This is a genomic window from Mesorhizobium sp. WSM3224, assembly GCF_000427725.1.
Classification (GTDB): Bacteria; Pseudomonadota; Alphaproteobacteria; order Rhizobiales; family Rhizobiaceae; genus Mesorhizobium.
The window spans coordinates 68,317-81,102 of the sequence record NZ_ATYO01000030.1 but is presented as its reverse complement, the minus strand read 5'-3'; the positions used below and the strand labels follow the sequence as shown (position 1 = coordinate 81,102).

The following is a 12,786-nucleotide window of genomic DNA, read 5'->3' as shown; positions in this document are numbered from 1 at the left end:
ACGCGCAGCAGCGCCAGGCTGCGCGGACCAAGCAGGTGCTTGCCGCGGCCGGCTTGCCGGTGATGGAGTCGGCCACCCATATCGTGCCGGTGCTGGTCGGCGATCCCGAGCTTTGCAAGATGGCGAGCGACCGGCTGCTCGGCGTCCACGGCATCTACATCCAGCCGATCAACTATCCGACCGTGCCGCGCGGCACCGAGCGGCTGCGCATCACGCCGACGCCGCTCCACTCGGATGCGCTGATCGCCGAATTGCAGGATGCACTGGTCGAGACCTGGGACGCGCTCGGCATTCCCTATGCGGCCTCCGGCCGCCCTGCGCTGGCCAAAAGCGACCGGATTATTCCGCTGCTGGTGAACAAAGCAGGCGGCTGAAGTCAGGCGCAAAACTTGATCCGGCGCAATGCGCGCGCGTACCAACGGGGGAAAATAGAAACAGATTGAAGGACGACGACGATGACACACTCTGTTTCGCACACTTCCATCGCACATGCCGCCGAGCAGGCGCAGCAATGGGTGAACGAGCTTGCCAAGGATCTGGATTGGAACGAGCAGAGCGCGTTTCGCTTGTTGAAATCGGTTCTCCACGCCTTGCGCGACTGGCTTTCGCCGGAGGAAATGGCCGATCTGTCGGCCCAGTTGCCAACGCTGATCAGAGGCATCTACTTCGAGGCGTGGAACTCGGCCGAACCTGCCTGGGAACGCAAGAAGCGCGACTTCGTGATCTGCGTCCGAAACGGCTTTGGCTACGAGCCGGAGATCGACCTCGATAAGTCCATCGGAGCAGTCTTCCGGCTTCTCGACCGCCATATTTCTCACGGCGAGATCGTCCAGGTTCGCAACTCGATGAAGAAGTCGCTGCGCCAACTCTGGCCGGAGGATTGACCGTGTTTCGCGATCGCCAGGAGGCGGGACAAAAGCTCGGAGCTTCGCTGGAACTGCTTCAGTTGAAGGATCCAATCGTCTTGGCCTTGCCACGTGGCGGCGTTCCCGTCGCCGCCGAGGTTGCCAAGGCTCTCAAAGCGCCTTTGGATTTAGTCATCGTTCGAAAAGTCGGGGCCCCGGGCAACCCGGAACTGGCCGTTGCAGCTATCGTGGATGGTAACCCACCGGACGTCGTTCTCAATCGGGAGATCGTGGAAGCCTACGCTCTCGGTGACAGCGCTCTTCGTGTTTTGATTGCGCAGGAACGCCCCGAATTGGAGCGGCGCCGAACGGCATATCGTGGGAAAGATCTACCACTGTCAGTCGCTAGCAAAACCGTTGTTATTGTCGATGATGGGGCAGCGACGGGAACGACGATGAAGGTCGCCATTCGCGCATTGAAGCGTCGTTCGCCGCGAAAGATCATTGTCGCTTTGCCCGTGGCGCCGCCGGAGGTCGTCGACGAACTTGCGCAGGAAGCCGATTTGACCATCTGTCTCAATCAGCCTGCACGTTTTCGCGCGCTCAGCTATTATTATGGCAGCTTCCCGCAGCTCACCGACAGCGAGGTCCTCGACGTTATGGCCCTCGCTGCTCAGGCGCGAGAGAGCGGCCGGAACGTCGGCCAAGGAAGGCGCTCCGGCGCGCATACCGCTAATAAATCGCGGCACGAAGCCGGTAGTTAGGAGTTCACCGATGCAGATCCGCACCCTTTCCACTCTGGAATGCACGAAGCTATTGACGGCCAATCGAGTCGGCCGCCTGGCCTGCGCGAAGAACGGGCAGCCCTATATTGTGCCGTTTTACTATGCGCACGCGGACAACCATCTTTATGCCTTTTCCATGTTGGGCAAGAAGATCGACTGGATGCGCTCCAATCCGCTCGTGTGCGTGCAGGTCGACGAACACAGCGCTGATCGAGGTTGGAGAAGCGTCATCGTCAACGGCCGTTATGAGGAGCTTCCCGATCGGATCGGACACAAGGTGCAACTTGATCACGCATGGTCGTTGTTAAGCAGGCACGCGGACTGGTGGGAGCCGGGCGCATTGAAGCCAGCCACTTCCTCGGTTGCCGACCATTTGCCACACGTGTTCTTCAGGATTTCAATAGCAGAAGTGTCGGGCCGCGAGGCCCTGAACAGCTGAACTTGTCACGCCCTGGCGGAAGCTGAGTCAGGCCGACCGCTGGTCGAAGCCGTTGGCTGCATCCCGCGGTCCCAGCGAGGGTATTCATCATGGACTCGGTTATAGTCCAACTTGGTGTCGCCCTGGCGATAGGGTTGCTCGTTGGCTTGGAGCGCGGGTGGCAAGAGCGCGATGCGCCGGATGGCAGCCGCACGGCCGGCATCCGCACATTCGGCATCGCTGGGCTTTTCGGTGGCGTTGTCGCTGCATTGGCCGAAGCGTTGAGCGCGACCTCTTTGTTGGTCGCCGGCTTTCTCGCGTTCGCTGGCATTTTCGCCTGGTACAAGGCACGCGAAGCCGCGCATGATGAAGATTTCAGCGTTACGACCGTCCTCGCCGGCCTGGCTGTCTTTGCGCTTGGCGCGCTCTGCGTGGCCGGTGACTTTCGTGTTGCAGCCGCTGGAGGCGCAGCATTGGCCACACTTCTAGCGAGTCGCGAAGTCTTGCACGGGCTCTTGAAGCGCCTCACCTGGATCGAGCTTCGCTCGGCGTTGGTCCTGGCGGTGATGACCGCCATAATCCTGCCCCTGCTGCCCAACCGTACGTTCGATCCCTGGGGTGGCTTCAACCCATGGGAGATCTGGCTTCTGACGGTGTTGATGACCTCGATTTCGTTCGCCGGTTACGTCGCGGTCCGCCTCTTGGGTAGCACGCGCGGTTTGCTTGTCAGCGCCCTTGCCGGGGCCGTGGTCTCATCCACTGCTGTCACCTTGTCACTGGCTCGCACCGCCAACGCAACGAATAGTCCGTTGTCCTTCGCGGGCGCGGCTTCGCTGGCGGCGATGGTTTCGATCTTGCGTGTCTGCCTGGTGGTTCTGCTGCTGGCGCCGAGCGTAGCGGTGTTCATTGCGGCACCCGCGCTCGCTGCCGCGATGGCATTCGCCATCTGCGGAACAATCGCATTGACGCTTCGCGGCCAGAAGCAGGACAGCCCTGCCACGTCGCGAAATCCATTCGAAGTGGTGCCGTTGCTGATCTTTGCCTTGCTATTCGCATGTGTCTCGACGGCCAGCGCCGCACTGGCTTCGCAATTCGAGGAACAAGGCCTGCTGGCGAGTTCTGCGATCGCGGGTGCGTTCGATGTCGATGCTTCCGTGCTCAGCGCCCTGCGGCTGGTCAAGCATTCGATCTCGATCGAAATGGTAGCACGCGCCGTGCTGACCGCGCTGACAGCCAACGCGATCGGGCGCCTGTCACTTGCGGCAATTGCGGGTCCTGTCAGGTTTTGGTTGCCTCTGGCCGGCATGACTTCGATCGCAGCGGCTACGGGGTACTGCGCCATGCAGCTGCTGTAGGACGGTTGCGGCCTCGTCTGGGCTTTCGCCATCAAAGACAATTTGACCAGCGTCAAGGCTGCCAAGCCTGTTTCCTGTTTAATCCTCCCACCGTTCGCAAATCGGGAGGGCATCATGTCCACGACAGAAATCAATATCCCAATCCGGGCAGCCACAAACACGGCATCGACAAAGCTCCGATTGAGTTCCCTGTCGGCGCTCGTCATCGGCTCTATGGTGGGCTCGGGCGTTTTCAGCCTGCCCCAGAACATGGCGGCCGGCGCCGGCCCGCTTGCAATCCTGATCGGTTGGGCAATCACAGCCGTCGGGATGCTTGCGCTGGTCTTCGTCTACCAGTCGCTGGCGATTCGTCGGCCCGAGCTCGACGCGGGCCCATATGCCTACGCCAAGGCAGGATTTGGACCCTTTATCGGGTTCAACAGTGCCTGGGGTTATTGGATCAGCGCATGGGTCGGGAACGTCTCCTATGCCGTGATCGTTTTCAGCGCTCTGTCCTATTTCTTCCCTGCTTTCGGTGACGGGAACACCTGGCAGGCGGTGCTTGGTGCGTCGGTCCTGTTGTGGCTCATTCACTTCCTCATTCTTGCAGGCATCCGGCAAGCAGCGGTCGTAAATACAATCGTGACCGTCGCAAAGATCGCTCCGGTTGCTCTCTTCGTCGGGGTCATTGCGGTCGCATTCAAGCTCAACGTTTGGTCGCTCGACTTCACCGGGTTCGGCAATGGCTCGCTCGGCTCCATCGGGGCCCAGGTCAAGAGCACGATGCTGGTGACGCTGTGGGTGTTCATCGGTATCGAAGGAGCCAGTGTGTTCTCAGCCCGGGCGGAGCGCCGCAAGGACGTCGCTACCGCCACCGTACTGGGTTTCTTCACATGCCTCGCGCTCTATGCTCTGGTCTCGCTGCTTTCGCTCGGCATTCTTAGCCAACCCGAGCTTGCCGCTCTGAAGAACCCATCGATGGCGGGAGTGCTGGAGGCTGTTGTTGGTCCTTGGGGCGCTGTGCTCATCAATCTTGCGCTCGTCGTTTCCGTCATTGGAGCCTTCCTGAGCTGGACTCTGCTCGCCGCCGAAATCCCGCATGTCGCCGGCAGAGACGGGACAATGCCGAAATTCTTTGGCCGGGAGAGCGATCGCGGCGTTCCCTCGACGTCGCTGCTGGTCACCAACCTGCTCGTTCAGGCCTTCCTGGTGATCACGCTCTTCGCCCAGAGCACCTATCAGGCGCTCTTCTACATCGCCTCGGCCGCCATCCTCGTGCCCTACATCTTCTCTGGTGCCTTCGCCGCAAAACTGGCATGGACCGGACAAAGCTACCAGGTTGGTGAGCGACGCACGGGACCGCTGGTTGCCGGCTTAGTGGCCACGATCTACGGGCTGTGGCTCGTCTATGCGGCGGGGCCTGCGTACCTGTTCATGTGCGCGATCCTCTATGCTCCGGGCATCATCTTCTACATCTGGGCCCGTCGCGAAGGTAATCAGCGCGTCTTCCACCCGGTGGAAGCCGTCATCGCAGTCGCGCTCGTCGCAGTCGCAATCCTTGCCGTCTACGAGATGTGGACTGGCGCCGTCAGTGCGCTTTGAGAGCGCCATCCGATGACAAATCTTGGAGTCCATTCGGAAGTCGGTCGCCTGCGCGAGGTGATTGTTCACAGGCCGGATCTCAGCCTGCGTAGGCTGACGCCGGACAACTGCAGATCGCTGCTGTTCGACGACGTGCTGTGGGTAAAGCGGGCGCGCCAGGAACACGACATATTTGTCGATGCATTGCGCGAGCGCGGTGTGGTGGTGCACTCGTTCGGTGAACTGCTTGCCGAGACCATGAGCCTCGACAAGGCGCGCGACTGGCTTCTCGATCGCCGGGTGCATGCCGGCGTTGTCGGCCTCGACATGGTCGACGAGATGCGAGGCTGGCTGAACGAAATGTCGGCTGGCCTGCTGGCAACCTGTCTCGTCGGCGGCATCGCTCGCGCCGAGCTGCCGTTCGAACCCAAGGGATTGACCGGAAGGACGTTCGCGCCACAGGACTTCGTATTGCCGCCGCTGCCGAACCAGCTGTTCACCCGCGACAGCTCTTGCTGGATTTATAGCTCCGTTTCCGTGAACGCCATGTATTGGCCGGCCAGACGGCCGGAAGCGGCCAATGTCGAGGCGGTGTACCGCTTCCATCCGAGATTTTGCGACGGTGGCATCCCATTCGTATCGCCGCAAGCCGGAACGGGTATCAGCCTGGAAGGCGGCGACGTCATGCCCGTTGGCGGAGGTGTGGTTCTCGTCGGCATGGGCGAGCGCACCACGCCGCAGGCGATCGGTGATCTTGCCCGAAACCTGTTCGCTACTGGCGAAGCCACGCGCGTGATCGCGGCGCTGATGCCGCGTGACCGCTCCTTCATGCATCTCGACACCGTCTTCACCTTCTGCGACCGCGACCTTGCCACCATGTATCCACCCGTGGTCGAGAGGCTGCGCACCTTCTCGATCCGGCCCGGAGACGGCGATGCGGCGGTCGAGGTCAAGGAAGAGAAAGCTCCTTTCGTAACGGTGGTGGCGGAGGCTCTCGGGCTGAAATCGCTACGGACCATCGCCACTGGCGGCGACCGCTACGAGGCCGAGCGCGAGCAGTGGGACGACGGTAACAACGTCGTCGCCGTCGAGCCGGGCGTCGTCATCGGCTACGACCGCAATGTCTATACCAACACGCTTCTGCGCCGCGCGGGTATCGAGGTGATCACCGTCGAGGGTGCCGAGCTCAGCCGCGGGCGCGGCGGCGGCCATTGCATGACCTGCCCCATCGCCCGAGACCCGCTCTGAAAGGCCCCCCAATGTCGATCAACCTTCACGGACGTTCGGTGCTCTCGCTGGACGACCTCTCAGCCGAAGAGATCCGCTTCCTCCTGAAGCTGGCAGCCGATCTGAAGGCTGCCAAGCAAGCGGGGCACGAGCTTCCGCGCCTCGTTCGCAAGAACATCGCCCTGATCTTCGAAAAGGACTCAACCCGTACCCGGACGGGATTCGAAGTGGCCGCCTACGACCAGGGCGCCCACGTTACCTATTTCGGTCCTAGCGGCAGCCACATCGGGCACAAGGAGTCCATGAGGGACACCGCGCGCGTGCTCGGCCGCATGTACGATGCGATCGAATATCGGGGCTTTGCGCAACATCAGGCCGAGCTGCTTGCCGCACATGCGGGGGTGCCTGTCTACAACGGCCTGACCGACGAGGCGCACCCAACGCAGATCCTTGCCGACTTCATGACCATGCGTGAATTCACGCACAAGCATCTTTCGGACATGACCGTCGCTTTCGTCGGCGAGGGTCGGGACAATGTCGCCCAGTCGCTGGCATTGGGCGCCGCCAAAGTCGGCATCGATATGCGCATTGCCTCGCCGAGGGATCTCTGGCCGGATGAAGCTTTTTGCGCCCATGTCAAGGAATTGACGGCGCATAGCGATGGTCGCTTCCGGCTGGACGAAGACGTCGCCGGTAGCGTCCGAGACGCCGACTTCATCTACACCGACGTCTGGATGTCGATGGGCGAAGACAAGTCCGGCTGGGCGGAGCGTATTCGCTTGTTGACGCCCTATCGGGTAACGAGCGAGGTGATGTCGGCCAGCGGCAATCCGCACGTGAAATTCATGCATTGCCTGCCGGCATTCCACGACACCGAGACCGAGGTCGGCGCCTACGTCGCGCGCGAATTCGGGATCGACTGCATGGAGGTTACAGATCAGGTGTTCGAGTCCGGCGCCTCGATCGTGTTCGACCAGGCGGAGAACCGCATGCATACGATCAAGGCGCTGCTCGTCGCCACGATCGGCAACTGAGATGCTGATCGTTGCGGCCCTCGGCGGGAACGCGCTCTTGCGGCGCGGCGAACCGATGACCGCCGAAAATCAGCGCAAGAATGTGAAGCGCGCCGCCTCCGCTCTGGCGGCCCTGATGGAAGAAGGCCATTCGCTCGTCATCACACACGGCAACGGCCCGCAAGTTGGGTTGCTTGCGCTCCAATCGGCCGCCTCGCCGGAGGGCGCTTTCCCGCTCGACGTTCTCGGCGCCGAGAGCGCCGGTATGATCGGCTACATGATCGAGCAGGAGCTTGCCAATCTTACCAGTCAAGGGTTGTTCGCAACCTTGCTGACCCAGGTAAAGGTCGACCCTCGCGATCCGGCCTTTGCGCATCCGACAAAACCGATAGGCCCCATCTATGACGAGGCGGCGGCGCGACGACTTGCGGGCGAACGTGGGTGGATGGTTGCGCCTGACGGCGACAAATGGCGTCGCATCGTGCCCTCGCCGCGACCTCTCGATATCCTGGAGGTATCCGTGATCTCCTATCTGGTCGAGCACGGCGTCGTCGTGATCTGCACAGGTGGCGGCGGCGTCCCCGTAACGGCCCGCGACGACGGCAGCATGATCGGCGTCGAGGCTGTCATCGACAAGGATCTGGCGAGCTCGCTTCTGGCGCGCCTGTTGAAAGCGGATATGCTGCTCATGCTAACCGACGTCGATGCGGTCTATATGGGCTACGGCACGCCGGATGCCCGCGCGCTTGAGCGTGTAGGAGCGGCGGAGATGTCGGGGGCGGATTTCCCGGCAGGATCAATGGGGCCAAAGGTCGGCGCGGCGATAGAGTTCGTCGAGGCAACCGGAAACCCTGCGGCGATCGGTCGGCTCGAGGACGCGATTGAGATCGTCGAGGGGCGGCAAGGCACTCGGTTCGAGCCCTAGCCTCATAAACCCTAGCCCCGTCACCGAGTGAGACTCCTGATATAGGCGATGATGGCCTCAATCTGATCTGGGGTGGCCACGAACTCGGGCATATCCGGATGTCCGGTAGATATTCCCTCGGCCAGAGCTTCCTGAAGATCTTCGATTGGATACCGCAGGTGCAACAACCTGAAAGGCGGCGCGTCGGGATGGGCGCTCTCGCCGCCCGGACCGACCGCGTGACAGCGAGCGCAGTTTTTCTCGACTAGTTTTTTTCCATAAGCTATCTGCGAGTCTTCACCAGCATAGGCGGACGATGCAAAGCCGAGTGCGAACACAAGGAGTGGGATCGAGAGCGCTAGGCGGCATCGCATAATCGATAGTTCCTGCTTGATCGCATCAGTTTAGGGAGCGAGGGTTGCTGCGCGCATGTCGTCGATCGTGGTTTCGGCCTCTTCTCGAATTCGTCCCGCCGTTTCCAAAGCGAATCCGGCGCCCAAGGACGCAAACCTGGCGACCTCGTTGGTATAGTCGGACGTGGCATTCTGGAAAAAGTTGACGAACACATCGTAGGTATCAACGAATTCGTCCTGCCTCATCAGCGTTTCGATTAGCCTCAGATCATCCCAAAACCGCCGACTGAGAAATGACGCTGCTTCTATCTGGAAGCTGAGCAATGCACAGGTAGAATCCATCTCCAGTGCGATGGCGGCTTGCAATAGTTTTTGCCCAGTCTTGGCGAACGAGAGCAAGTCTGGCGCGCTGAATTCTTCTGCCTTCCAGGTCATGATGAAGTTCCTTGATCTTCGCCTTCCACGTCAACGCCTCATCTTCGGGTGGCGCGGCCATGAGCGGCGGCCGAAGACATAGTTCGCCGAAGGGGCCTTTTGGAGGACACCCTTTCGAAGTAGATGCCGACCCCGCCGATCCAAGCCAGGCAAAGTAGGACGCTCCAAAAGAGAATGCCTCCGGCGGACATGAACGGATCTTTGTGTGGCTCTGATCGAACATCGCAAGGCCAATTCCGGCATGCATTGATCACGATCAATCGGCCCCAGACGGCACAGACTGTACCGACCTCTTCACCACGCCTCTTCCGACTTTGACGTCGATCAAGGCAGCCAAGGGTATTGCCGGGCACAACGTCGCCGGAGCTATTGTCTTGCAAGAAGCGGAAATGAGGACGCAATGAAGGAACTACCGCTTGCCGAAGTCTATCGGCTGATCGAGCCTGGTCCCGTTGTTCTATTGACCACCAGGTCAAAGCAAGGCCGTGCGAACGTCATGACCATGTCCTGGCATCTGATGATGGGAGTCGCACCGCCGACAATGGCCTGCGTCGTGTCGAGCGACGACTTCTCCTTCTTCGCGTTGCGTCAAACGAAGGAATGCGTGGTCGCGATTCCTGGCGTCGGTCTCGCGGAAAAAGTCGTCAAGGTTGGAAACTGCTCCGGGCGCGACACTGACAAGTTCGCGACAGCCTGGCTGACGCCCCTTCCCGCCGAGCGCGTTTCGGCTCCCCTGATCGCCGAATGCTTCGCCAATCTGGAATGCCGGGTCATTGATACACGCCTGGTGAACAAATATAATCTGTTCGTCCTCGAGGTCCTGAAAGCCTGGATTGATCCGGCACAGCCAAGACCGAAGACGATCCATCATGTCGGGAATGGCGCCTTTATTGTGGACGGCGACGTGGTCCATTTCGAATCCCGTATCCCCTGAGCCGCTGCAGCTATTTTGATCGACATCAAGGTGAGAATTTTCCTGCAATATTAGCTTCGGTGCACCGAACCTCTCAAACGGAAGCGCCGCCGATGAGCTACAAATCCATTCTCTTGAACCTTGGCATCGACGGTCCGATAGAACCGCTGACGCGTGTCGCTATCGAGCTTGCCAAACATTTTGATGCGCGTCTGATTGGCTTCTGCGCCGCCGATGCCCCCTTGCCGGTGACGATGGCGCCCGAGGGCGCGGCTATCGCGGCCAAACTCTGGGAGCAGTCGAGGGACGAAATTCGGCAAAGGCTTGGAAGCATCCGGGGCGAATTCGAGAGTCTCGTCGCCGGAGCGGTCAAAACGGATTGGCACGGCGCGATAGAAAACCCAGATCGTGCCGTGGCCAGGAGTTCTCGTCTCGCCGACCTCGTCGTCATCGGCGCCTCGCAGGGCGCATCCACGGGCGACTCTTACCGGACGGCCGATCCGGGCGCTTGGTTTTGCGTGCCGGCAGACCGGCGCTGGTTGCGGCCCATGGCGCTGTGGATTTGCCGATCGGCAAGGTCGTAATCGCTTGGAAGGACACACGCGAAGCGCGGCGTGCGGTGGCGGACGCTTTGCCGCTGTTGAGCCACTAGACCGCTTGCAAGGCGGCACCGTCTTGAAAAGCGCGTATAAAAGGCCATTCTCGGAGAAGAGCCTGACTGGCATGATGCAGCATTGGACTCGCCAAGCGGGCGTTCCCGATGGCTATACGCTCCATGGCTTGCGCCACACGTTCGGAACCTATCTTGCCGAGTGCAATATTCAAGCGCGCGCCATCATGGAGGCGATGGGTCACTCCTCGATGACCGTAACCGATGACTATGTCCGCGAGGCAAACAAAAAGCGGATGGCGGTGGACATCGCTCGCGCCGTCAACGAGCGCGAAGCCAAACGCGACGCCATGAAGCGGCGGACGGCCATGCGAGTCGTAGGGTGATCAGATGGCGAGAACAAACCGTGCACCGGTTTACTTCTTGGGCCCATAACGGGCCCGCAATGTTTTGGGCCGCGGCGTATTTTTTTCAATAAAATCAGATGTTATGGTGGGCCCGGAGGATGTTTGGAAAAGAAGCTGAATCAAGCAGTTAGGAAATAGTGGGACAGCAAAGCATTCAAATCTGCTCCAATGTTTTTCGATGTTCTTGTCCCACCTACAACGCTGCATTTCGCCCGATAAACGCCTCACTCGCCCTATCTCGCGAAGAAGGATCGTGACGGTGTTTCAGTCTCTCATTGGAAAGTCGCGATAGTACCATTAACGACGTTCTTCGACGAGCAAGGAGCATCTCGATTGGGACCGTGAACGGACGGGCAGGTTCATGCCTGAAATCGCCCAAGCCGACATTCACTTGGCGAGGTCATTGGCGGATAGAAGTCTGCGGTCTTGCATTGCGTTGCTCGCCAAAAAGGACAATCCGATTGCCTTGTCGATTGCAAAACGTTCCCAGCGTTCCTGGCGAGGGTGAGCGCGTCTTCGACGTATCCTGCACCAGCTTGAACGCCGTTGCTGTTCCATTGAGTGTATCGAGCACCACCAGGGCGGTGCGATGCCGCTCATCGCCGATCGAGTCATCTTGCAAAGGCTGTGGTGTTCGGCTCGATGGCCTTCACGTCGTCGAGCGCGTCCTGCCCGATTGTGAAGATCTGCTTCATAACCCGTTGACGTTTTCGCCGATAGTCGACCGCGGGGAGCAACGGTACATCTAGCGTGCAAATCTGGACTCGCGACCGCAATTCGGGCGCCTGGGCGCTATCGGCGCCCCAGAAGCGCGACGATCCGTAGAGAAAGAGAAAGACAATGTCAGACGCGACATTTTCCCGACGCGACGTCCTCCGGGCGGGGGCCGCCCTTGCTATCGGCGCCACTTTTGCGGAGCCGCCGAAAGCCTCTGCCGCCGAACTCGGCCCAGAGCCGACATCCTGGGTTGATTCAGCGATGCCCGAGGTTACGCATCGGATGATCGAGACGAACGACATCCGGTTGCACGTGGCCGAACAGGGTCAAGGTCCGCTCATCATCCTCTGCCATGGCTTTCCCGAATGCTGGTATTCCTGGCGGCATCAGCTTGACGCGCTAGCGAAGGCCGGGTTCCGTGCGGTGGCGCCCGACTTGCGCGGCTACGGGCGGAGCGATCGTCCGGAGGAGACAGAAAAATATACGATCCTCCATGACATCGGCGACATTGTGGGTCTCGTCGACGCTCTGGGCGCCAAACAAGCCGTGATCGCCGGCCACGACATCGGCGCGGCGATAGCCTGGCAGACGGCGCTTCTGCGCCCCGACCGCTTCCGTGCCGTCATCGCATTCAGCCCGCCGTTCCGCTCGCGTGGGTTTGGCGACCCAGGACCGCCGACGACGCTCATGCCGCGCACCAAGGACGCCGTGTTTTATCAGCTCTACTTCCAGACCGCAGAGGCTGAGGCGGCACTTGGGCGCGATCTGCGCCGCACGTTCCGTTCCATGTTCTACTCCCTCTCGGGCGACGGCCCGCCGCCGGCAGAGGCCGGAGGAGTTGCCCCCGGGATGGTGCCCCGCAACGGGGATTTCCTGACGAACCCGATGTCGTTGCCTTCCTGGATCACGGAGTCCGACATCGACGTCTATGTCGAGACATTCACGCGGAGCGGATTCCGCGGGCCCCTGAACTGGTGGCGCAACATCGATCGCAGCTGGGAGCTAATGGCGGCGTTTAGCCAGGCGGTGGTAACTGTTCCGGCGCTCTACATTGCCGGCGATCACGACATCATCGTCGAAGTTTTTCAACCGATCATTGCCAAGCAGTCGACAATGGTTCCCAAGCTCCGGCCGGCGATCATGCTGCCGGGCTGTGGCCATTGGACCCAGCAGGAACGTGCGCCGCAGGTAAATGCCGCCATGATCGACTTCCTTCACACCCTGTAGCCGGGCACGGCCGCTCG

At 60.7% G+C, this 12,786-nt stretch carries 14 protein-coding genes and 1 pseudogene; 13 read left to right on the top strand and 2 right to left on the bottom strand.

Features of this window, described 5'->3' with window-relative positions:
- The 9 genes from YU3_RS0129305 to arcC form a co-directional block, all read left to right on the top strand.
- On the top strand, positions 1-374 hold a 374-nt coding region (locus YU3_RS0129305), incomplete at its 5' end, for an aminotransferase class I/II-fold pyridoxal phosphate-dependent enzyme (RefSeq protein ID WP_027169560.1).
- Positions 375-455: 81 nt separating this feature from the next.
- A complete protein-coding gene (locus tag YU3_RS0129300) occupies positions 456-884 on the top strand; it encodes a DUF2267 domain-containing protein (protein ID WP_027169559.1) in 429 nt (142 codons plus the stop codon).
- 2 nt (positions 885-886) lie between these two features.
- Positions 887-1,609, top strand: coding sequence for a phosphoribosyltransferase (locus YU3_RS0129295; protein ID WP_027169558.1), 723 nt, complete (start codon positions 887-889; stop codon positions 1,607-1,609).
- Positions 1,610-1,619: 10 nt separating this feature from the next.
- Positions 1,620-2,069 (top strand): pyridoxamine 5'-phosphate oxidase family protein, encoded by a 450-nt coding sequence (locus YU3_RS0129290; protein WP_027169557.1) that lies wholly within the window; start codon positions 1,620-1,622, stop codon positions 2,067-2,069.
- 89 nt (positions 2,070-2,158) lie between these two features.
- On the top strand, positions 2,159-3,403 hold the full coding sequence (locus tag YU3_RS0129285; protein WP_036259822.1) for an MgtC/SapB family protein: 1,245 nt from the start codon (positions 2,159-2,161) through the stop codon (positions 3,401-3,403).
- 114 nt (positions 3,404-3,517) lie between these two features.
- Complete coding sequence (gene arcD, locus YU3_RS0129280; RefSeq protein WP_051334134.1) at positions 3,518-4,984, top strand: arginine-ornithine antiporter; 1,467 nt, start codon at positions 3,518-3,520, stop codon at positions 4,982-4,984.
- A 12-nt stretch (positions 4,985-4,996) separates the two neighbouring features.
- On the top strand, positions 4,997-6,211 hold the full coding sequence (locus YU3_RS0129275) for an arginine deiminase (RefSeq protein ID WP_027169554.1): 1,215 nt from the start codon (positions 4,997-4,999) through the stop codon (positions 6,209-6,211).
- An 11-nt stretch (positions 6,212-6,222) separates the two neighbouring features.
- Positions 6,223-7,224: an ornithine carbamoyltransferase gene (gene argF / locus YU3_RS0129270; protein WP_027169553.1), complete on the top strand. Its 1,002-nt coding sequence runs from the start codon at positions 6,223-6,225 to the stop codon at positions 7,222-7,224.
- 1 nt (position 7,225) lies between these two features.
- Positions 7,226-8,128 (top strand): carbamate kinase, encoded by a 903-nt coding sequence (gene arcC / locus YU3_RS0129265; protein WP_027169552.1) that lies wholly within the window; start codon positions 7,226-7,228, stop codon positions 8,126-8,128.
- 20 nt (positions 8,129-8,148) lie between these two features.
- On the opposite strand, the gene YU3_RS0129260 is transcribed toward arcC, so the two are convergent.
- On the bottom strand, positions 8,149-8,481 hold the full coding sequence (locus YU3_RS0129260) for a cytochrome c (RefSeq protein WP_027169551.1): 333 nt from the start codon (positions 8,479-8,481) through the stop codon (positions 8,149-8,151).
- A gap of 30 nt (positions 8,482-8,511) precedes the next feature.
- On the bottom strand, positions 8,512-8,895 hold the full coding sequence (locus tag YU3_RS0129255; RefSeq protein ID WP_051334133.1) for a hypothetical protein: 384 nt from the start codon (positions 8,893-8,895) through the stop codon (positions 8,512-8,514).
- 400 nt (positions 8,896-9,295) lie between these two features.
- On the opposite strand from YU3_RS0129255, the gene YU3_RS0129250 reads away from it, so the two are divergent.
- The 4 genes and pseudogenes from YU3_RS0129250 (at position 9,296) to YU3_RS0129230 (ending at position 12,769) form a co-directional block, all read left to right on the top strand.
- The gene (locus YU3_RS0129250) at positions 9,296-9,829 is read left to right on the top strand and encodes a flavin reductase family protein (protein ID WP_027169549.1); all 534 of its coding nucleotides are present in this window, start codon (positions 9,296-9,298) and stop codon (positions 9,827-9,829) included.
- 92 nt (positions 9,830-9,921) lie between these two features.
- Complete coding sequence (locus YU3_RS37725; RefSeq protein WP_051334132.1) at positions 9,922-10,392, top strand: hypothetical protein; 471 nt, start codon at positions 9,922-9,924, stop codon at positions 10,390-10,392.
- 52 nt (positions 10,393-10,444) lie between these two features.
- A pseudogene (locus YU3_RS37720) lies at positions 10,445-10,804 on the top strand (site-specific integrase); the annotation flags it as partial.
- Positions 10,805-11,665: 861 nt separating this feature from the next.
- Positions 11,666-12,769, top strand: a complete 1,104-nt coding sequence (locus YU3_RS0129230) for an alpha/beta hydrolase (protein WP_245273696.1) — start codon at positions 11,666-11,668, stop codon at positions 12,767-12,769.
- Positions 12,770-12,786 lie beyond the last annotated feature (17 nt).